At 65.9% G+C, this 19,713-nt stretch carries 18 protein-coding genes and 2 tRNA genes; 2 read left to right on the top strand and 18 right to left on the bottom strand.

Translation table 11 applies throughout. From position 1 onward, the window contains the following. Positions 1-151: 151 nt before the first annotated feature. The 3 genes from VJ673_RS15190 to rnr form a co-directional block, all read right to left on the bottom strand. A complete protein-coding gene (locus VJ673_RS15190) occupies positions 152-727 on the bottom strand; it encodes an ANTAR domain-containing response regulator (protein WP_324126973.1) in 576 nt (191 codons plus the stop codon). 48 nt (positions 728-775) lie between these two features. Then, positions 776-1,498 carry a 23S rRNA (guanosine(2251)-2'-O)-methyltransferase RlmB gene (rlmB, locus tag VJ673_RS15185; RefSeq protein ID WP_324127095.1) on the bottom strand — a complete coding sequence of 241 codons (723 nt, stop codon included), beginning with the start codon at positions 1,496-1,498 and terminating at the stop codon, positions 776-778. 76 nt (positions 1,499-1,574) lie between these two features. Continuing rightward, on the bottom strand, positions 1,575-4,136 hold the full coding sequence (rnr, locus tag VJ673_RS15180; protein WP_324126972.1) for a ribonuclease R: 2,562 nt from the start codon (positions 4,134-4,136) through the stop codon (positions 1,575-1,577). Positions 4,137-4,174: 38 nt separating this feature from the next. Between rnr and VJ673_RS15175 the strand changes: the two genes are divergently transcribed. Together VJ673_RS15175 and VJ673_RS15170 are read left to right on the top strand one after the other, a co-directional pair. Next, a tRNA-Leu gene (locus VJ673_RS15175) sits at positions 4,175-4,259 on the top strand. 186 nt (positions 4,260-4,445) lie between these two features. Further along, positions 4,446-4,530: transfer RNA gene (locus VJ673_RS15170), tRNA-Leu, on the top strand. A 163-nt stretch (positions 4,531-4,693) separates the two neighbouring features. Here the strand turns inward: VJ673_RS15170 and VJ673_RS15165 are convergent. The 15 genes from VJ673_RS15165 to rlmN form a co-directional block, all read right to left on the bottom strand. Next, positions 4,694-6,004: an adenylosuccinate synthase gene (locus VJ673_RS15165; protein ID WP_324126971.1), complete on the bottom strand. Its 1,311-nt coding sequence runs from the start codon at positions 6,002-6,004 to the stop codon at positions 4,694-4,696. 5 nt (positions 6,005-6,009) lie between these two features. Further along, the gene (locus VJ673_RS15160; RefSeq protein ID WP_324126970.1) at positions 6,010-7,164 is read right to left on the bottom strand and encodes an ATP phosphoribosyltransferase regulatory subunit; all 1,155 of its coding nucleotides are present in this window, start codon (positions 7,162-7,164) and stop codon (positions 6,010-6,012) included. Between the two features lie 6 nt (positions 7,165-7,170). Then, on the bottom strand, positions 7,171-7,356 hold the full coding sequence (locus tag VJ673_RS15155) for a DUF2065 domain-containing protein (protein WP_015434462.1): 186 nt from the start codon (positions 7,354-7,356) through the stop codon (positions 7,171-7,173). 7 nt (positions 7,357-7,363) lie between these two features. Continuing rightward, a complete protein-coding gene (hflC, locus tag VJ673_RS15150) occupies positions 7,364-8,242 on the bottom strand; it encodes a protease modulator HflC (protein WP_324126969.1) in 879 nt (292 codons plus the stop codon). Next, a complete protein-coding gene (gene hflK, locus VJ673_RS15145; protein ID WP_324126968.1) occupies positions 8,242-9,498 on the bottom strand; it encodes an FtsH protease activity modulator HflK in 1,257 nt (418 codons plus the stop codon). The genes hflC and hflK overlap by 1 nt, the downstream gene beginning before the upstream one ends. Before the next feature lie 14 nt (positions 9,499-9,512). Further along, the gene (gene hflX, locus VJ673_RS15140) at positions 9,513-10,670 is read right to left on the bottom strand and encodes a ribosome rescue GTPase HflX (RefSeq protein ID WP_324126967.1); all 1,158 of its coding nucleotides are present in this window, start codon (positions 10,668-10,670) and stop codon (positions 9,513-9,515) included. Positions 10,671-10,714: 44 nt separating this feature from the next. Continuing rightward, positions 10,715-10,960 carry an RNA chaperone Hfq gene (gene hfq / locus VJ673_RS15135; RefSeq protein WP_015434458.1) on the bottom strand — a complete coding sequence of 82 codons (246 nt, stop codon included), beginning with the start codon at positions 10,958-10,960 and terminating at the stop codon, positions 10,715-10,717. A gap of 100 nt (positions 10,961-11,060) precedes the next feature. Then, positions 11,061-12,389 (bottom strand): ribosome biogenesis GTPase Der, encoded by a 1,329-nt coding sequence (gene der, locus VJ673_RS15130; protein ID WP_324126966.1) that lies wholly within the window; start codon positions 12,387-12,389, stop codon positions 11,061-11,063. 19 nt (positions 12,390-12,408) lie between these two features. After that, positions 12,409-13,554 carry an outer membrane protein assembly factor BamB gene (gene bamB, locus VJ673_RS15125; RefSeq protein ID WP_324126965.1) on the bottom strand — a complete coding sequence of 382 codons (1,146 nt, stop codon included), beginning with the start codon at positions 13,552-13,554 and terminating at the stop codon, positions 12,409-12,411. A gap of 3 nt (positions 13,555-13,557) precedes the next feature. Next, positions 13,558-14,205 carry a tetratricopeptide repeat protein gene (locus VJ673_RS15120; RefSeq protein WP_324126964.1) on the bottom strand — a complete coding sequence of 216 codons (648 nt, stop codon included), beginning with the start codon at positions 14,203-14,205 and terminating at the stop codon, positions 13,558-13,560. Continuing rightward, positions 14,192-15,517 carry a histidine--tRNA ligase gene (hisS, locus tag VJ673_RS15115; protein ID WP_324126963.1) on the bottom strand — a complete coding sequence of 442 codons (1,326 nt, stop codon included), beginning with the start codon at positions 15,515-15,517 and terminating at the stop codon, positions 14,192-14,194. The genes VJ673_RS15120 and hisS overlap by 14 nt, the downstream gene beginning before the upstream one ends. A gap of 11 nt (positions 15,518-15,528) precedes the next feature. Then, complete coding sequence (gene ispG, locus VJ673_RS15110) at positions 15,529-16,785, bottom strand: flavodoxin-dependent (E)-4-hydroxy-3-methylbut-2-enyl-diphosphate synthase (protein WP_414635663.1); 1,257 nt, start codon at positions 16,783-16,785, stop codon at positions 15,529-15,531. Between the two features lie 6 nt (positions 16,786-16,791). Further along, positions 16,792-17,748, bottom strand: coding sequence for a helix-turn-helix domain-containing protein (locus VJ673_RS15105; protein WP_324126962.1), 957 nt, complete (start codon positions 17,746-17,748; stop codon positions 16,792-16,794). Next, complete coding sequence (gene pilW / locus VJ673_RS15100; RefSeq protein WP_324126961.1) at positions 17,745-18,542, bottom strand: type IV pilus biogenesis/stability protein PilW; 798 nt, start codon at positions 18,540-18,542, stop codon at positions 17,745-17,747. The genes VJ673_RS15105 and pilW overlap by 4 nt, the downstream gene beginning before the upstream one ends. Beyond that, positions 18,539-19,672, bottom strand: a complete 1,134-nt coding sequence (rlmN, locus tag VJ673_RS15095; protein ID WP_324126960.1) for a dual-specificity RNA methyltransferase RlmN — start codon at positions 19,670-19,672, stop codon at positions 18,539-18,541. The genes pilW and rlmN overlap by 4 nt, the downstream gene beginning before the upstream one ends. Positions 19,673-19,713: the final 41 nt, after the last annotated feature.

Genomic DNA, 19,713 nt, shown 5'->3' with positions numbered 1-19,713 from the left:
TTTCCTCGCGCCAATCATGGATCGGGCATCGGGAAAATCATGAATTTCGCGGCCCATCGCCATTTTTAACTTGGATCAAGGCGCAGCGAATTTGCACCGTGGCGGTGCCGGAAGATGAGGCGGTGCACCATCGCGGCGCACCCGCCTATCGTCAGAGGAGATACTTCGCCATGTCGAGAAGATCCTGCGCGACTGCCGCCATCGGCTTCGCCCGCTCCATCGCGAGCTTGCGCAAGGCCGCGTAGGCCTCCTCCTCGCACATGCCACGGGATTTCATCAGCAGGCCTTTCGCGCGCTCGATCAGCTTGCGCTCGGAGAGCTTCTTCGTCGCAGCGGCGAGTTCTGCACGCACCGACTGATGCTCCTCGAAGCTCGCGACCGCCACGTCGATCACGGGTTTGAGCCGCTGGGGATCGAGTCCGTCGACGACGTAGGTCGACACGCCCGCCTTGACCGCCGCGCGGATCGTGTCCTGATCGCCTTCCTGCGCGAAGATGATCACCGGCCGCGGCATCGCCGCGTTCATCACGGCGAGGTTCTCGAGTGTGTCGCGCGACGGCGAGTCGGTTTCGATCAGGATCACGTCGGGCCGGATGGCCTCGATCTGCGCCGTCAGATCGGCAGACGAGGCCAGCACCGCCGCGACCTGATGGCCGGCAAGCGCGAGACCGGCGCAGATTTCTGCCGCACGGCTACGGGATTCATCGATGACGAGTACGCGGAGCATGCTTCAAGCCTAGCAAAAACTGCGCCGCCCTGCGCACGAAGAACTCGCTCAGACGCCGCGTTGGCGCCGCGCTTCAAACAGACAGATGCCGCTCGCGACCGAAACGTTCAGGCTCTCGACAGTGCCGAGCATCGGAATACTCGCGAGCTCATCGCAGGTGTCGCGCGTCAGCCGCCGCAGCCCGTCACCTTCGGCGCCCAGCACCCACGCGACAGGCCCCTTCTGGTCGATCTCGTAGAGCGACTTCTCCGCTTCGCCCGCGGCGCCGACGACCCATATGCCGGCCTCCTGCATCTCGCGCAAGGCGCGCGCGAGATTCGTCACCGTGATGTAGGGCACCGAATCGGCCGCCCCACTCGCCACTTTAACCGCCGTCGCGTTGAGGCCGACCGCGCGATCCTTCGGCGCAACCACCGCATGCACGCCGGCCGCGTCGGCGACGCGCAGACAGGCCCCCAAATTGTGCGGATCCTGCACGCCGTCGAGCACGAGGATCAGCGCGTTCTCCTCCAGCGAATCGAGCACGTCCGCGAGCTTGATGTCGCGCGTGCGCGCATCGACCCGCGCAACGACGCCCTGGTGGCGACGCGTGCCGACCATGCCGTCAAGGCGATCGCCCTCGGCTTGGATCAGCCGCACGTTCTGCGATTCCGCGAGGCGCACGACGTCCTTCGCGCGCGCATCCGTGCGGCTTGCCGACAAGTAGAGTTCGAACACCCCTTCCGGGTCGCGGCGCAGCTTGCCCAACACGGCATGAAACCCGTAGATCAGCCGCGAATCGGCCCGACTTCCCGCTGCATCCTGGGTCTTGTCCGATTCCTGCGGGCGGGTCCGGTTCGAATGTTTTTCAGCCACGGCTCTTGCCTTTCTTCCTTGATGCTTCCGGTTTGTCCTTTTGCGCGCCCGCGGCCTTCCTCGGAGCCTTGCTCCCTTCGGCCGCCTTCGCGCGCTTGCCTGCCGACGCGGATTTCTTCGCACCGGACTTCTTCGCCGCCGCGTCGCCGCCCATGTCCACGGCACCGCTCATCGCTGCCTGCGCAACGGCCGCCACTTTCTTCAAGGGCGACTCCATGCTCGCCTCCGTCGGCGACACCTCCACCGCCTCCGCCTCCGCCTCCGCCTTACGGCTGCGGCTGCGGCTGCGGCCGCGATCGCGTTCCGTCTTGCCGACCCGCTCGGTCGGGCGCTCGGCGCCTTCGATCAGGCGAAAATCGATCTTCGACGTTTCCAGATCGACGCGCACGACCTGCACGCGCACGCGGTCGGACAGGCGATGGCGCACGCCCGTGCGCTCACCGGCCAGCTCGTGGCGCGTCTCGTCGTAGTGGAAATAGTCGCTGCCGAGGTCCGAAATGTGGACCAGACCCTCGATAAAGATATCGTCGAGGGCGACGAAGAGGCCGAAGGGTACCACTGCCGACACGCTGCCGGAAAATTCCTCGCCGACCTTGTCCTGCATGTAATAGCACTTCAGCCACGCGACCACGTCGCGCGTCGCATCGTCCGCCCGCCGCTCGGTCGCCGAGCAGTGCAGTCCGATCTCGTCCCAGTTACCCGCCTCGTAACGCTCGCCGGCCAGCACCGCCTTGATCGCGCGATGCACCAGCAGGTCCGGGTAGCGCCGGATCGGCGACGTGAAGTGCGTGTAAGCCTCGTAGGCCAGACCGAAGTGGCCGACGTTGTCGGGGCTGTATACCGCCTGACGCAGCGAACGCAGCATCACCGTCTGCAGCAGCTGCGCATCCGGCCGATCCTTGACCTTGTCGAGGAGCTTCGCGTAATCGCCCGCCTTCGGGTCGTCGCCACCGCCGACTCCCAGCCCGAACTCGGCCAGGAAACCGCGCAGCTTCTCCAGCTTCTCCGGCGTCGGCCCCTCATGCACGCGGTACAGCGCCGGATGCTCGCGCGACTGCAGGAAATCCGACGCGCAGACGTTCGCCGCGAGCATGCACTCCTCGATCAGGCGGTGCGCATCGTTGCGCACCTCGGGCACGATGCGCTCGATCTTGCCGCCCTCATCGAAGATCATGCGCGTTTCGGTCGTCTCGAAATCGATCGCGCCACGCTTCGCGCGCGCCTTCAGCAGCACGCGGAACAGCTTGTCGAGGTTATCGAGCTGCGGCAGCAAGGCGCCGATCGCCTCGATTGCGGTGGCATCCTTGTCGTATAGCGCCGCCGCGACCTGAGTGTAGGTCAGGCGCGCGTGCGAGAACATCACCGCCGGGTAGAAGCGGTAGGCCTTGATCGCGCCGGTCGTCGACATGCTCATGTCGCAGACCATGCACAGCCGCTCGACCTGCGGATTGAGCGAGCACAGGCCGTTGCTGAGCTTCTCGGGCAGCATCGGGATTACTCGGCGCGGGAAGTACACCGAGTTGCCGCGATCATAGGCGCCGCTGTCGAGCGCGCTGCTCGGCTGCACGTAGTGCGACACGTCCGCGATGGCGACGATCAAGCGGTAGCCGCGCCCCTGGCGCTCGCAATACACGGCATCGTCGAAATCCTTCGCCGTTTCGCCGTCGATCGTCACCAGCGGCAGCTGCGTGATGTCCTCGCGCCCGACCCAATCCTTCTTGCGGACCGTCAGCGGCAGCTTACGCGTCTCGGCCTTCGCCTCGGGCGAGAATTCGAAAGGCAGTTCGTGCTTGCGCAGCGCGATCTCGATCTCCATGCCCGGATCCGCATAGTTGCCGAGCACCTCGATGACACGACCGGCGGGCTGGGCGAATTTCGTCGGCTGACCCACCAGCTCGACGGTCACGATCTGGCCCGGCGCCACCTTCTTGCCGCCCGGCACCATCAGGATGTCGTGCGCGATACGGCGGTCTTCCGGCACGACCACCAGCACGCCATGCTGGTCCAATACGCGGCCAACGATGCGCGTATTTGCACGTTCCAGAATCTCGACGACCTTCCCTTCCGGCCGCCCGCGCCGGTCGACGCCGGTGATACGTGCGATTACCCGATCGCCGTGCAGCACCTCGCGCATCTCGCGCGGCCCGAGGAACACATCGGGTTGACCGTCGTCACGGATCAGAAAGCCGAAGCCGTCGGCATGGCCCTGCACCCGCCCGCGGATCAGGTCCGCCTTGTCCGGCAGCAGGTAGGCGTCACGCCGGTTGCGCAGCAACTGGCCGTCGCGCTGCATCGCGCGCAGGCGGCGTTCGAAGAGTCCCGCCTCGTGCCCCGCGACGTCCAGCGCCGCACACAACTCTTCGAAGCTCAGCGGGACGCCGTGTTCGGCGAGCGTCTGCTCGATGTATTCCCGGCTTGGCAGCGGATTCTCGTACTCGACCGCTTCGCGTTCATAGAACGGGTCCGCGCGGCGAATAGCGCTCGGCGCCGCCTCGGCGGGCCGCTTGGAACTCTTGGCGACCGTCGGTTTTGGTTTTTTTGTTTTTTCAGTCATTGACATTCTCTAATGAGTGCTTATAATGCGCGGCTCTTGCCCAGATGGCGGAATTGGTAGACGCACTAGTTTCAGGTACTAGCGCCGCGAGGCGTGGAGGTTCGAGTCCTCTTCTGGGCACCAGTTTCACGGAAAAGCCGACCATAGCGTCGGCTTTTTTGTTGTCCGTTCGCAGCCCGACACCCCTCGGTCGACACGCGACCACCCGCCGCAGCGTTGGAAAATTCCGCGACCACGTGCTGCAGGTTTCCAGATTCGACGACAAGACCCTTTGCGAAACGCTCAAGCATCGCTATAATGCGCGCTCTTGCCCAGATGGCGGAATTGGTAGACGCACTAGTTTCAGGTACTAGCGCCGCGAGGCGTGGAGGTTCGAGTCCTCTTCTGGGCACCAAGACAAAAGGAAAGCCGGTCAATCGACCGGCTTTTTCTTTTTGTGGCGTCCGCTGCGCCGAAAGGACCACCGGCAACAGCGCCTGCCCGTCCCGCCACCCGCAGCCCGGCACTTCGGCCGGAGGCTGCAGGGAAGCGGTCATGGGAAGGTCGTTCAAGCGCGCTCAGGCTCCGAACGGATGACGGCGCAGGATGGTTTCGTCGCGTTCCGGACCGGTCGAAATGACGTCGATCGGCACTTCGATGATTTCCTCGATCCGGTGCAGGTAGGCGCGCGCCTCCTGCGGCAGCGCATCCCAGGTCTGCGCGCCGAAGGTCGTGACGCTCCAGCCCGCCATCGTCTCGTAGATCGGTTCGCAGCGCGTGACTTCCTCGGAGCCCATCGGCAGCAGGTCGATGCGCTGGCCGTCGAGCATGTAGCCCGTGCAAAGCTTGAGTTCCGTCAGACCGTCGAGCACGTCGAGCTTCGTGATGCAGATGCCCGTAACGCCGTTGATGATGATCGAACGCTTGAGCGCTGCGAGGTCCAGCCAGCCGCAGCGGCGCTTGCGCCCGGTAACGGTGCCGAACTCGCGGCCCTTGGTCGACATCTGGTGGCCCGGCACGCCGGCCGTCTCGATGTCCAGCTCGGTCGGGAATGGACCACCGCCGACGCGCGTGCAGTAGGCCTTGGTGATGCCCAGCACGTAATGCAGACGCCCGGGGCCGACGCCCGATCCGGCCGCCGCTTGACCCGCGACGCAGTTGCTGGAGGTCACGAAGGGATAGGTGCCGTGATCGATGTCGAGCAGCGTGCCCTGCGCGCCTTCGAACAGCAGGCTGCCGCCGGCCTTGTTCACCGCGTACAACTCGGCCGACACGTCGGCGACCATCGGGCGGATCTCTTCGGCATCGGCCATCGCCTGGTCGAAGATCGGCTGGAACTCGACCGCCTCGGCGCCCAGATGGTGGGTCAGCACGAAATTGTGGTATTCGAGGTTCGCGCGGAGCTTGTCGGCGAAGCGCTCCTTGTCGAAAAGATCATAGACGCGCAGCGCCCGGCGCGCGACCTTGTCTTCGTACGTCGGGCCAATGCCCTTGCCGGTCGTGCCGATCTTGTCGCAGGCGGCCTTGGCGGCCTCGCGGGCACGATCGAGCGCCGAATGGTAGCCGAGGATCAGCGGGCAGCCCGGGCTGATGCGCAGGCGCTCGCGCACCTTGATGCCGCCGGCTTCCAGCGTGCGGATTTCCGACAGCAGATGATGCGCGTCGAGCACTACGCCATTGCCGATGTAGCAGGCCACGCCTTCGCGCACGATGCCTGACGGCACCAGGTTCAGCTTGTATTCGTTGGCGCCGATCACCAGCGTATGGCCGGCGTTGTGACCGCCTTGGAAACGCACCACACCCTTGGCGTGATCCGTCAGCCAGTCAACGATCTTGCCCTTGCCTTCGTCGCCCCACTGGGTACCGACAACCACTACGTTCTTTGCCATTTACTTCATTCTCCCTGAAGCGCCTCGACCGCCCAGCGGCCGTCGCGCTTGATGAGTTGCCGGTCGCAACCAGCCTCCTTCCAGCTTCCCTCGTGCCCGGGCAGGGCCGTCATCACCACTTCGCCCGATGCACGCAAGTTCGCCACCGCGCCCGCCAGTTCCACATCGCCGCCGGCCGGCGCGAGAATCGCCCCCGCCTGCAGCGCGGCGGGCAGGCCCAGCGCCAATTCACGCAGATCCAGACTGAAGCCCGTCGCCGGCCGATTGCGGCCGAAAGCCTGGCCGATGCCGTCGTAGCGCCCGCCGAGGGCGAGCGCTGCCGGTGAGCCGTTGCCGTAGGCCGCGAACACCACTCCGTTGTGATAGTGGTAGCCACGCAGGTCGGCAAGATCGAAACTGATCGGCAGATCGGCGAGCGCTTCGGAAAGCCGCGCCAGATCGTCGAGCGCGGCGCCGATTTCGGTGTCCTGCGGCAGCCGCGCACGCGCAGCCTCGATTACTTCCGCGCCGCCATACAGGGTCGGCAGCGCAAGCAGCGCGGAGCGCACCGGCTCTGCGACGTCGGCGAGCAGCTCGCCGAGGCTCGGCACGTCCTTCGCCTGCAGAAGCGCAAACAAAGCCTCCTCGCGCTCGGGCACCATGCCGGCCCGCGCCGCCAGCACGCGGAAGATCCCGACATGGCCGAGATCGATACGACTTGCCGGCACTTCGGCGAGTCGCATCACCTCGGACAGCAGGCGCACGATCTCGATGTCGGCGTCGATGCCCGAATGGCCGTAAAGCTCGGCACCGAGCTGCAGCGGCTCGCGAGTGGCGGTCAGCGATGACGGCAGTGCGTGCAGCACGCTCGCGCAGTAGCACAGGCGGGTCACCCCCGCCCGGTTGAGCAGATGCGCGTCGATGCGCGCGACCTGCGGCGTCATGTCGGCGCGCACCCCCATCGTGCGACCCGACAGCTGGTCGACGAGCTTGAAGGTGCGCAGCTTCAGATCCGGCCCCGCTCCGGTGGTCAGCGAATCCAGGTACTCGAGCAGCGGCGGCATCACGAGCTGATAGCCGTGGCTGCGGAACGCGTCCAGCAGCCGGCGACGCAGCCGCTCAAGCTGTTCCGCTTCAGCGGGAAGCGCGTCCTGGATGTAATCGGGAAGAACCCAGCGCATAAATACCTACATCACCAAGAACAACAACACGACTCCGCACAGCATCGAAACCAGCCCGATGAACCGGATCTGGCCGTTGGCCATTTGCGCGAGTCGCAAAAAAGTTTCGCGCCAGGCGGCTGGCGCGAGAAACGGTACGAGGCCTTCCATCACCAACATCAGTGCGAAGGCCGTGAGCAGCTTGGAACCCATCGGTCGCTTACTTCTTGCCTCCGCCGGAGTCCTTCATGAATTTGAAGAATTCGGAGCTCGGGTCGACCACCAGCACGTCGTTCTTGCTCGCGAAGCTCTCGCGGTAGGCCTCGAGGCTGCGATAGAAGGAATAGAACTCGGGGTTCTGGCCGTAGGCCTGGGCGTAGATGCCGGTCGCCTTGGCGTCGCCCGCCCCCTTGTTCTGCTGCGCCTCGCGGTAAGCCTCGGCAACGATCACCTCGCGCTGACGGTCGGCATCGGCGCGAATCTTCTCGGCGATCGCCCCGCCCTCGGAACGCAGCTCGTTGGCGACGCGCTTGCGCTCGGCCTCCATGCGGCGATAGACCGACTCGGACACTTCGAGCGGCAGATCGACACGCTTCAGGCGTACGTCGAGGATCTGCACGCCGATCTTGCGTGCATCCTGGTCGGCACGGCTGCGCATGTCTTCCATGATCTGGTCACGTGCGCCGGACACGACGTCATGCACCGTACGGCGGCCGAACTCCTCGCGCAGGCCGGCGTTGACCGCCTGCAGCAGACGCGTCCGCGCGCGCGACTCGTCGCCCAGCACCGAAACGTAGTACAGGGTCGGATCGACGATGCGCCACTTCACGAAGTGGTCGACCAGCACGTTCTTCTTCTCGGCCGTGATGAAGCGTTCCGGCTCCGGCGTATCCATGGTGAGGATGCGGCGGTCGAAGTAACGGACGTTCTGGATCAGCGGCCACTTGACGTTCAGGCCGGGCGAGCTGATGACTTCCTTGACTTGCCCGAGCTGGAAAACGACGGCGAACTGTCGCTGATCGACGGTGAACAGCGACATCGAGGCCAACGCGCCGGCAAACAGCAGCACGCCGGCGGCTACGGTCATACGATCTCTCATCAGCGTTCTCCCCGCTCGCGGTCACGTACCACGTCGCGGCTACGCGAATCACTGGAACTGTCGGTGCGTGCGCCGCCGGCAGCCGGAGCCGACGCAGCGGGAGCGGTCGCCGAGGGCTCGTGTCCGCCCTGCGCGCCGGTCGAATGCATCAGCTTGTCGAGCGGCAGATACAACAGATTGCCGCCCGCCTTGGTATCGACGACCACCTTGCTCGCCCGGGTCATCACCTGCTGCATCGTCTCGATGTAGAGGCGTTCGCGCGTGACTTCCGGTGCGCGACGGTATTCGCCGAGCACCTGCGAGAAGCGGGCGGCCTCGCCTTCCGCGTTGGCGACGACGCGCGCACGGTAAGCGTTCGCCTCTTCGAGCAGACGCGACGCGGTACCGCGGGCGCGCGGGATCACGTCGTTGGCGTAGGCCTCGCCTTCGTTGCGCAGACGTTCGCGGTCCTGTCCGGCCTTCACGGCGTCGTCGAATGCGGCCTGGACCTGTTCCGGCGGTTGCGCGTTCTGCATCGTGACTCGGCTGATCTGGATGCCCGTATCGTAGCGATCGAGTATCTTCTGGATCGATTCCTGCGCCGCGGCGGCAATCTGCTCGCGCCCTTCGTAGAGCACGAAGTCCATCTTGCTCTTGCCGACGATCTCGCGCATCGCCGTCTCGGCCGCCTGCGTCACCGCCTCGTCCGGATAGCGGTTGTTGAACAGGAACTTCTCCGGGCTCGTCAGGATGTACTGGACCGCGAACTGGATGTTGATGATGTTTTCGTCGTCGGTCAGCATCAGCGCTTCGCGCAGCACCTTGTTGCGCTCGGAGCCGCGGTAGCCGATCTCGACGGTGCGGACGCCGCCGACGTCGACCACATCGCTCGCCTCGATCGGGTAGGGCAGGCGCCAGCGCAGACCGGGCTCGGTCGTCTCGATGTATTTACCGAAACGCAGCACGACCCCGCGTTGGTTGGCATCGACGATGTAGAAACCGCTGGCAAGCCAGACGGCGCCGACCAGCGCTGCGAGCACGCCGATGCCGCCGCCGAACTGCCGGAAGGAAACCTTCGGCAACTGCGGGCCATTGCCATTGCCGTCGCCACCGGTGCGAGGACCGCGCTTGCCGCCCAGCATTCCGGACAGACGCCGGTTGAAATCTCGCCACAGGTCCTCGAGGTCAGGCGGCCCTTGATTCGCACCGCGATCGTCGTCGCCGCGCTTGCCGTCGCCATCGCCCTTGTTGCCCCAGCGTGGATCGTTGAGTGACATTAGAACGCCCGTCTTCACATTTGAATTGGATCGTACCCCGTAGGGTCCGCCGCACGCCCGTCGGATCCCTCCGGTGTCGCCGCCGCCGCTCGCGCCGCCTCAGCGAGCGCGTCACGCAGCAGACCGAGGCCTTCGCCGGTCCTGGCGCTCAAAAAAACGCGCACGATCTTACCATATTCATCCCGCTGGACTCCCGGCTCAGCCTGGGTCAGATCGATCTTGTTCATCACCATGATCTGCGGGACAGGACCTGCGCCGATCTCGGTCAGCACCGCATTGACCGCCTCGATCTGTGCCTCGCGATCCTCGCTGGCGGAATCGACGACGTGCAGCAGGAGATCCGCATTGGCGGTCTCTTCCAGTGTCGCATGGAAGGCGGCGACCAGCGCGTGCGGCAGATCGCGGATGAAGCCCACGGTGTCGGACAGCACGACATTGACACCCTCCCCGACGTAGAGGCGGCGCGAGGTGGTATCGAGGGTCGCGAACAACTGGTCGGCGGCGTAGGCACCCGCCTTGGTCAGTGCGTTGAAGAGCGTCGACTTGCCGGCGTTGGTGTAACCGACGAGCGAGACCGACAGGACGCCATGCCCTTCCCGCCCACGGCGACGTACGCGGCGCTGCTTTTCGATCTGCCCCAGTCGCTCCTTAAGCACCTTGACGCGCTTGCCGAGGAGGCGCCGGTCGGTTTCGAGCTGGGTTTCGCCCGGGCCGCGCAGGCCGATACCGCCCTTCTGGCGTTCCAAGTGAGTCCAGCCGCGCACGAGCCGCGTCGCGAGGTGTTCGAGCTGCGCGAGCTCGACCTGCAGCTTGCCTTCGTGACTGCGCGCGCGTTGCGCGAAAATGTCGAGGATCAGCGCCGTGCGGTCGACAACGCGGCACTTGAGCTCGCGCTCGAGGTTGCGCTGCTGCCCCGGCGAAAGCGCGTGGTTGAAGATGACGAAATCGGCCTCGTTGGCGCGCAAGGTCTCGGCGATTTCCTCGACCTTGCCGCGTCCGGCGAAGAGTGCCGGATCGGGACGTGCGCGACGACCGCCGACGACGGCTTCGACGCTGGCACCCGCACTGAGGGTCAGCAATTTGAGTTCGGAAAGGCGCTCGTCCAGCGCGCCCTGGTTCAGGTCGAGCTGGACGAGTACTGCGCGCTCACCGGAATCGGGGCGCTCAAACATGGGGAAGCCGGCTCATCGCCACGGGCGCGGGCCGGCCCGGGACGTCAGCTATTGCCTTCACCCGCATCCGACTGCTGGATGTTCACGGGACGCGCCGGCACGACGGTCGAGATCGCGTGTTTGTAGACCATCTGCGTGACCGTGTTCTTCAGCAGCACCACGTACTGGTCGAAGGATTCGATCTGCCCCTGCAGCTTGATGCCATTGACGAGATAGATCGCGACGGGGACATGCTCCCTGCGCAGGGTATTCAGAAACGGGTCTTGTAGAAGTTGCCCTTTGTTGCTCATTTTCGAACCTCGAAGAAGTCTTGTTCTAGTGTGAATGTAAAGGATTTCATGTTGCACCGCCACATCGACGGCCACACTTCATCCGGGTGCTGATGGAAGCTTATTCTTTTGTGATATAGGGGTTGTGTGAGGACTTGAATTGTATACGCAGAGGCGTGCCCTGCAATTTGAACGCATCCATGAAGGTGCGTTCAAGGTAGCGAACGTAAGAGTTCGGTACGTGCTCCAGCGCGGCACCGTGGATCACGACGATCGGCGGATTGCTACCGCCCTGGTGCGCGTAGCGCATCTTGGGGCGGAAGATACCGTGGCGGGGCGGCGCCTGCTTCGTCAGCGCGGCCTGCAGCGTCCGCGTCAGGCGAGGCGTGGAGAGATTCACCATCGCGGCGGCGAAAGCGCCGTCGACGGACTTCATCACAGCCGCTACCCCGGCGCCCTTCAAGGCCGAGATGTAGTGGAAGCGTGCAAAGGATAAGAAGCCGAGCTTGTGGGCGATGTCGCGCTTGATGAGCTCGCGGCGGTAATCGTCGACGCTGTCCCACTTGTTGACGGCGACGACCAGCGCACGGCCCGACTCGAGGATGAAGCCGGCGATATGCGCATCCTGGTCCGAGATGTCCTGCGAGGCGTCGAGCACCAGCACGGCGACGTGGGCCTGCTCGATCGCCTGCAGCGTCTTGATGACCGAGAATTTCTCGATCGCCTCGAAGACCTTGCCGCGCCGGCGCAGGCCTGCCGTGTCGATCAACGTATAGTCACGGCCGCCGCGCTCGAAGGGAATGGCGATGGCGTCGCGCGTCGTGCCGGGCATGTCGAAGGCGATGACGCGCTCTTCGCCGAGGAGGCTGTTCACGAGGGTGGACTTGCCGACGTTCGGACGACCGACGATGGCGATCTTCGGTCCGCTGCCGGCCTGCTCTTCCTCTTCCTCGTCCGTCGGGAATTCCGCCAGTACGTGGTCGAGGAGCAGCTTGACGCCGTCGCCATGGGCGGCGGAGATCGGCAGCGGGTCGCCGAGGCCCAGCGCATGGAATTCGGCCGCGACGATCGCGCGATCCATGCCTTCGGACTTGTTGACGATCAGGTGCACCGGCCGATCGGCACGACGCAGGCGGGCGGCGATCTGCTCGTCGTGAGGCGTGAGCCCCATGCGCCCGTCGACGAGGAACAGCAGCACGTCGGCTTCGGCAATCGCCTGTTCGGCCTGGCGCGCCATCTCGTGCATGATGCCGCTCTTGGCGACCGGGTCGAAGCCGGCGGTATCGACGACGAGATAGTCCCGTTCGCCGACGCGGCCGATGCCGTAATGGCGGTCGCGCGTCAGGCCGGGTTGGTCGGCCACGAGCGCATCACGCGTGCGCGTGAGGCGATTGAAAAGGGTCGACTTGCCGACGTTGGGACGGCCAACCAGAACGATTGTGGGTTTCACTAGCTACTCTACTTCCCGCTCAGCGGACTTCAAAAACGTGGACGTCGCCATCCCGCGACTGGACGACGATGCCGTCGCCACGGCCGAAGCGACGGGGATCGGCAACGATCGGGCTGCTGTCGGCACGCGCGCGAGCGACAAAGGCTCCGGTTTCGCGGTCGAGGATGTGGACATAGCCCTGCAGGTCGCCGACAGCGACGAAATTCCCGAACAGGATCGGACGGGACACGGCGCGGCGCTTGAGCGCCTCCTGCTTCCATACCGTCGCCCCGCTGGTGCCGTCTAGGCCTTGCACGACGTCGCTATCATCGGTCACGACGACGTACCGACCGTCGCGATCGAGGCCGACGCTGCTGGAGAAATCGCGCGACCACAGCGCGTTGCCGTTGCTCGCGTCAAAGCAGGCCGCACGGCCCTGGTAGGTCACGGCGCACAGATCCTTGCGGCTCAGCACGGGGGTGCCGGAGATGTCGGCGATGCGTTCGAGCTCGGTCGAGCCCTTCGGCGTCGCGACCGTCATTTCCCACAGCTGGGCACCGTTCGCGAGGTTGACGGCAACGAGCTTGCCGCCCGGATAGCCGGCGACCACAGCGGCGCCATCGAGCAGGACGCCTGCATAGCTACGCAGCGACAGGGGCGGCGTCGCGCGCTGGAAGACCCAGCGACGGGCGCCGTTGCTCGCGTCGAGGGCGATCAGACGGCTGTCGGAGGCGCGCACGACGACCATCGTGTCGCCGACCGCGGGCGGCGCGAGCACTTCGGCACCGACGGGCACACGCCAGCGTTCTGCACCGTTTGCCGCATCGAGCGCGACGACTTCGCCGCCGGTCGTCGCGACCACCACCAGTTTGCCGTTAGTGCCGACGCCGGCGGAGAGTTGCTTCGCCGCACTGACCTTCCAGACGGCACGCCCGTCTGCAAGGCGGGCGACCGATCCGTCGTAGGCGGCGGCATAGATATCTTCACCCACCACCGCCGGTTGGAAGACGTAGGGGCCCGAAGCGCCGATTTTCGCCTGCCAGACAGTCCGCAGTTCCGCCGTCGGCTTGATGTCCGCCAAGGGCGTGGGCTTGGGCTCGGACGAGGAGAAGGGATTGAGCGACGAGCAGCCGGCGAGCGCGGTCAGCGCAGCGGCGAGGAGGAACGGTAGAACGGAACGCTTCATCGATCAGCCCTCCAGTGACTGCTGCTTGACACGGACGATCTCGCGCAGCGAGTCGCCACCCTCGGCCTGATCTGCGGAGAGTGCATCGATCGCGGCCTGGTAGGCGCTGCGCGCTTCGGGGAACTTGCCGGCGGCGGCCAGCACGTCTCCGCGCAGGTCTTCGAAGCGTGCCTTCAAGGCCGCGCCCGGCGCGGTCTCGAGACGCTTGAGCGCCTCGTCGTAGGCACCCTCGTCGAGCAGCAGCGACGCGAGACGCAGGCGGGCGAGGTCCTTCAACGCCGGATCGCTACCCTTGTCGAGCTCCCATTCGAGTTGCAGCTTGGCATTCTTGGTATCGCCGGCAGCCATCTGCGCGCCGGCGGAGGTCAGGGCCGCCATTTCGGCATAGACGGTGCCCGAGTACTTCTCGATCATCTGGCCAGCCGCTTCGCGCGCCTTCTGCGCGTCACCACGCTGCGCCGCCTGTTGCACGGCGAAGTACAGCGCGCCGGCTTCTGCGCCCTGCTTGTTGCGGTAGTACTGATAGCCCTGCCAGCCGACGGAGGCGAGCGCGGCTGCGACCGCGAGGGTCGTGACCAGCTTGCCGTACTGCGTCCACCAGGCTTTCAGTTCGGAAATCTGTTCCTGTTCGTCCAGGTCAAATGCCGCCATCTTCTTCCTCTTCGTCAATGAACAGGCATGCCGCCACCGCATCGGCGACGCCTTCAAGGGGGACCCGCTGCTGACCACCAGGCCCGCGCAAGGGCTTGAGTCCGACTTCGCCGCTGGCGGCCTCGTCTTCGCCGATCACCACGGCGAGTTGCGCCTTGCTGGCATCGGCCTTCTTCATCTGCGACTTGAAGCTTCCGCCGCCGCAGTGCGTCAGCACTGCAAATCCGTGTTCGCGCAGCGCTTCGGCGGCGCGGAAGGCGAGCCGCTGAGCCTGCTCGCCCTGATGCACGACGTAGACGTCGGGCACCGCGGCATCGACCTGCGCCCCGCTCTCGCGCCACAGCGCGAGCAGGCGCTCGACGCCCATCGCGAAACCCGCTGCCGGAGCGGGGCGCCCGCCGAGCTGCTCGACGAGGCCGTCGTAGCGGCCGCCGGCGCAGACCGTGCCCTGCGCCCCGAGGCGCGTCGTGACCCACTCGAACACCGTGCGGTTGTAGTAGTCGAGACCGCGCACGAGGCGATGATTGATTCGGTAATGGACGCCGGCATCCTTGAGGAGCGTCTGCACACCGTCGAAGTGCTTGATCGACTCTTCGCCGAGGTAGTCCATCAGCTTCGGCGCCGCTTCGACGATGTCCTGCAGTTCGGGATTCTTCGTGTCGAGGATGCGCAGCGGGTTCGTATAGAGGCGGCGCTTGCCGTCTTCGTCGAGGCGATCCTGATGGCCTTCGAGGTAGGTGATCAGGGCGGCGCGGTGGGTGGCGCGCTCCTCGGCCGAACCGAGCGAGTTGAGTTCGAGACGCACGTCGTCGAGCCCGAGGTCTTCCCACAGGCGCGCGCACATCAGGATGTGCTCGGCGTCGATGTCGGGGCCGTCGAAGCCGAGCGCCTCGATGCCGATCTGGTGGAACTGGCGATAGCGGCCCTTCTGGGGGCGCTCGTGACGGAACATCGGTCCGTGGTAATACAGGCGCTGCGGTGCGACGTGCAGCAGGTTGTGCTGGATGATCGCACGAACGCACGAGGCCGTGCCTTCTGGGCGCAGCGTCAGGTGTTCGCCGTTGAGCGCGTCCTCGAAGGAATACATTTCCTTCTCGACGATATCGGTGACTTCGCCGATCGCGCGCTTGAAGAGCGGCGTCGGTTCGACGATCGGCATGCGGATCGGGCGGTAGCCGTAGCTGCGCAGCCAGTCGCGCACGAGGTCTTCAAAGTGTTCCCAGGCTTCGGCCTCGTCGGGCAGGATGTCGTTCATCCCGCGCACGGCCTGCAGCGTCTGCTGCTTCGCTTTCTTCTCGGTTTTTTCGGTCATAGGGGGACGGTTCAAACCGCCTTTCTGGTGTATTTGGTGGAGACGTAGTTATCGACGATGGCCTTGAATTCGGCCGCAATATTGTCGCCGCGCAGCGTGACGGTCTTGACGCCATCGACGAAGACCGGGGCCGCCGGAGTTTCGCCGGTGCCGGGCAGCGAGATGCCGATGTTGGCGTGCTTGCTCTCGCCGGGGCCGTTGACGATGCAGCCCATCACGGCGAGCGTCATGTTCTCGACGCCGTCGTATTGCTCGCGCCAGACGGGCATCTGCTCGCGCACGTAGCCCTGGATGCCCGCGGCAAGTTCCTGGAAGAAGGTGCTGGTCGTGCGGCCGCAGCCCGGGCAGGCGGTGACCATCGGCGTGAAGGCGCGCAGCCCCATGGTCTGCAGGATCTCCTGCGCGACGACGACTTCCTGCGTGCGGCTGCCGTTGGGTTCGGGAGTCAGCGAGATGCGGATCGTGTCGCCGATGCCTTCCTGCAGCAGCACCGAAAGGGCGGCCGTGGACGCGACGATGCCCTTCGATCCCATGCCGGCCTCGGTCAGACCGAGGTGCAGCGGATAGTCGCAGCGGCGCGCCATGTCGCGATAGACGGCGATCAGGTCCTGCACGCTGGAGACTTTCGCCGACAGGATGATGCGATCGCCCGGCAGGCCGTACTCTTCGGCCTTCGCGGCGGATTCGAGCGCGGAGACGACGAGGGCCTCGCGCATCACGGCGCCTGCGTCGCGCGGGGTCGCGAGCTTCCCGTTCTCGTCCATCACACGTGCGAGCACGGACTGGTCGAGGCTACCCCAGTTCACGCCGATGCGCACCGGCTTGTCGTACTTGCAGGCGATTTCGACGATGGAAGCGAACTGCGGGTCGCGCTTCGTGCCGGCACCGACGTTGCCCGGATTGATGCGCAGCTTCGCGAGCGCTTCGGCGCAGGCCGGGTGGTCGGAGAGCAGGCGGTGGCCGTTGTAGTGGAAGTCGCCGACGAGCGGCACATCCATGTTGAGCGCGAGTAGGCGGTCGCGGATGTGCGGCACCGCGCGGGCGGCCTCTTCGTTATTGACCGTGATACGGACGAGTTCGGAGCCCGCGCGCGCGAGTTCGGCGACCTGCATCGCCGTGCCGAGGACGTCGGCGGTGTCGGTATTGGTCATCGACTGCACGACGACCGGTGCGTCGGAACCGACGAGGACGCGGCCGACGCGGACCGAGCGGGAGTTACGGCGTGGCAGCGGGCCGGCGAGGCCTTCGGAGATAAGGGGCGTAGCCAATTCAGATCACTCCAGGGTCAGGCGCGCGACGCTGACGCGTATGTGCGGCAGCAGGTCGTAGGGCTTGCCGCGATATTCGAGCACGACCTGGCGCGCATTGCCGACGACCAGCGCGAACGGCGGGCGCCCCTGCACGGTGCGACTGGAGCCGGCCTGGTTGGTGCCGGAAAAGACGATCGAGCCGCTCGCGTCGCGCACTTCGACCCACGCGTCGCCCTGGAAACGGAAGACCAGCTGTTGCAGGCCGTCGGCGTGCGCTACGGGCGTCGCGGCGGCCGGCGCGACCGGAGCCGAGGGCGCTGCTGGCGCGGCGGGTGCGACGACGGCCGGTGCCGGCGGGACGACCGGGGGGACGGGCCCGGGCGGCACGGCAGTGATCGCCCCCGGCGGCAGGGGTACTGCCGGCGTCGCCGCGGGCGCTGCGGGCGGCACGTCGGCAGGCGCGGCCGGGCTTGCGCCGTCAGGGGTGGAAGGGGTAATGATCTGCGGCGTCGGGGCCGTCGATTCAACGATCGCTTCCGATTCCGTCGGCATCCGGAACCAGTCGAAATACCACCCGCCGATCAGCATCAGCAGGGCGATGCCGCTCAGCACCGCGGGAATGCGCACAGCCCGCGCACCGCCACCGGTGGGCATGATGCCTTCGGCGTTCGACATCGGGGCGAGCTCGACGGGACGCGGGGCTTTTTCGGGATCGAGTCCCGCGAGCAGGGCGATCGGGTCGAAGCCCAGATAGCGCGCGTAGTTGCGCAGGAAGCCACGCGCAAAGGCGGCGCCGGGCAGCAGCTCGAGCCGGCCCGCCTCCATCGCCTCGACCTGGCGCCCGGTCAGCTTGAGGGCGAGTGCGACGTCGCCGGGAGTTTCACCGCGCGCCTCACGCGCGCGCCGCAATTCCAGGCCGATCGCTTCGGCGCCACCGGGGGGCTCGGCGCCGGCCTGCGGATCCAGATGCACTTCGGTCACTCGTACTTTCCCTGAGTCATCGCTTGAAATTCGGGGCTGTCGGCGAAGCGACCGCGCAGTTGGGCGGCGTAGCTCGCCTCGGCATCACGGTTGCCGAGATGGCGCGCGGTGCGCAGGCCCAGCCAGATCGAGGCGGCGGTCGGCTCGCCTTCCTGGTGCAATTGCACGAGGTAGCTGTTGGCGACTTCGTATGCGCCGCGGCGGTAAGCGATCCCGGCCAACTGATAGATTGCGGAGCGGTTCGACGGGTCAAGCTGGATGGCGCGACGCAATTCGGTTTCCGCCGCGGCCTCATCCCCCTTCGCGAGGTAGCAGAGCCCGGCGTTCGTATACGGCCGCGTCGGCGTGCGGTAATAGGGGTTGCGTGAGGCGAGGGCGAGCCGTTCCAGGCCGTCGCTGAAGTTCCCGTTCACGCACTGGAACCAGCCGTAGCTGTTGTTGTATTCGGGATCGTTAGGCGCCATCGACAGCGCACGCTGGAAGTTCTCGCGTGCGCTCGGCATGTCGTCGATGTACATGTAGACCAGCGCCATCAGATGGTAGGTGGGCGAATAGTTCGGATCGATCGCCAGCGCGCTGCGGGCCTCGTCGAGCGCCACCGCGTAGCGCGCGATCTGGAAGTAGGCCATGCCGAGATCCACATGCACCTTCGCGCTCGCGGCCGCCCCGCTGACAGGCAATTCCGACGCGGGTGGCGTCGCGTTGCCGCTGGTCACGCCCGGACGCGTGCTGACGCACCCGCCGAGCATCACGGCCAGCAAGGGAATCGAAAGCTTCGCAAGCAGTCGCCTCATGCACGATCCTCGGTCGATTTCATCAGTCGCACGACACGTCGCGTGCGATCCTGCACCTGCCCCGCGAGCTGCCCGCAAGCGGCGTTGACGTCGTCCCCGCGCGTCTTGCGCGTGGTCGTGACGATGCCGGCGTCGATCAGGATGCTGGCGAAGCGCCGGATCCGGTCGGCATGCGAGCGCTCGAACCCTGAGTTCGGGAAGGGATTGAAGGGAATCAGGTTGAACTTGCACGGCACATCGCGCACCAACGCGACGAGCGCACGGGCATGCGCGTCGGTGTCGTTGACGCCGTCGAGCATGACATATTCGAAAGTCACGAAATCGCGCGGCGCGCGTTCGAGATAGCGCTGGCAGGCGGCCATCAGCTCGCGCAGCGGGTACTTCTGGTTGATCGGCACGAGGCGGTCGCGCAGCGCGTCGTCGGGCGCATGCAGCGACACGGCGAGTGCGACCGGGCATTCGTCGCGCAGGCGATCCATCGCGGGCACGATGCCGGAGGTCGACACCGTCACGCGACGGCGCGACAGGCCGTAGGCGTGATCGTCGAGCATCAGGCGCAGCGCGGTGACGACGTTGTCGAAGTTCGTCAGCGGCTCGCCCATGCCCATCATGACGACGTTGCTGATGATGCGCCCGTTATCGGGCTCGCCTTCGGCATCCTTCGCACCGGCCGGGGCCGCCGTGCCGCCCAGCAGTTTGTTGGCCAGCCACAGCTGGCCAATGATCTCGGCGGCCGTGAGGTTGCGATTGAAGCCCTGCTTGCCGGTCGAGCAGAAGGCGCAATCGAGGGCGCAGCCGGCCTGCGAGGAGATGCATAGCGTGCCGCGGTTCGTCTCGGGGATGAACACCGCCTCGACCGCGTTGGCACTGCCGACGTCGAGCAACCACTTCCGCGTGCCGTCATGCGAAACGCTGTCGCGGATCGCTTGCGGCGGGCGGATGCACGCCTCCTGCGCGAGCTTGGCGCGCAGGCTTTTCGCGACATCGGTCATTGCGTCGAAATCGGTTTCGCCGAAGCGGTGCATCCAGCGCATCACCTGGCGCGCACGGAAGGGCTTTTCGCCGCGCTCCGCGAACCAGGCGACGAGGCCGTCGACGTCGAAATCGAGCAGATTGACCGGTGTTTCCATGTGTTTCCTGTGTTGCCCTCAAAATGCAATCGGCCCGCGAC

The sequence above is a fragment of the Aromatoleum sp. genome, assembly GCF_035254505.1.
In the GTDB taxonomy this organism is placed as follows: Bacteria; Pseudomonadota; Gammaproteobacteria; order Burkholderiales; family Rhodocyclaceae; genus Aromatoleum.
The sequence above is the reverse complement of the archived record's forward strand: the minus strand, read 5'-3'. Positions and strand labels throughout refer to the sequence as shown.

What these genes read in the sequence shown, in the direction of transcription:
- VJ673_RS15165 (WP_324126971.1), bottom strand. Translation starts at nt 6,004, where the DNA reads ATGGCAAAGAACGTAGTGGTTGTCGGTACCCAGTGGGGCGACGAAGGC.
- hflK (WP_324126968.1), bottom strand. Translation starts at nt 9,498, where the DNA reads ATGTCACTCAACGATCCACGCTGGGGCAACAAGGGCGATGGCGACGGC.
- hflC (WP_324126969.1), bottom strand. Translation starts at nt 8,242, where the DNA reads ATGAGAGATCGTATGACCGTAGCCGCCGGCGTGCTGCTGTTTGCCGGC.
- VJ673_RS15190 (WP_324126973.1), bottom strand. Translation starts at nt 727, where the DNA reads ATGCTCCGCGTACTCGTCATCGATGAATCCCGTAGCCGTGCGGCAGAA.
- VJ673_RS15120 (WP_324126964.1), bottom strand. Translation starts at nt 14,205, where the DNA reads ATGGCGGCATTTGACCTGGACGAACAGGAACAGATTTCCGAACTGAAA.
- VJ673_RS15155 (WP_015434462.1), bottom strand. Translation starts at nt 7,356, where the DNA reads ATGGGTTCCAAGCTGCTCACGGCCTTCGCACTGATGTTGGTGATGGAA.
- rnr (WP_324126972.1), bottom strand. Translation starts at nt 4,136, where the DNA reads ATGACTGAAAAAACAAAAAAACCAAAACCGACGGTCGCCAAGAGTTCC.
- pilW (WP_324126961.1), bottom strand. Translation starts at nt 18,542, where the DNA reads ATGAGGCGACTGCTTGCGAAGCTTTCGATTCCCTTGCTGGCCGTGATG.
- bamB (WP_324126965.1), bottom strand. Translation starts at nt 13,554, where the DNA reads ATGAAGCGTTCCGTTCTACCGTTCCTCCTCGCCGCTGCGCTGACCGCG.
- hflX (WP_324126967.1), bottom strand. Translation starts at nt 10,670, where the DNA reads ATGTTTGAGCGCCCCGATTCCGGTGAGCGCGCAGTACTCGTCCAGCTC.
- rlmN (WP_324126960.1), bottom strand. Translation starts at nt 19,672, where the DNA reads ATGGAAACACCGGTCAATCTGCTCGATTTCGACGTCGACGGCCTCGTC.
- hfq (WP_015434458.1), bottom strand. Translation starts at nt 10,960, where the DNA reads ATGAGCAACAAAGGGCAACTTCTACAAGACCCGTTTCTGAATACCCTG.
- hisS (WP_324126963.1), bottom strand. Translation starts at nt 15,517, where the DNA reads ATGACCGAAAAAACCGAGAAGAAAGCGAAGCAGCAGACGCTGCAGGCC.
- VJ673_RS15160 (WP_324126970.1), bottom strand. Translation starts at nt 7,164, where the DNA reads ATGCGCTGGGTTCTTCCCGATTACATCCAGGACGCGCTTCCCGCTGAA.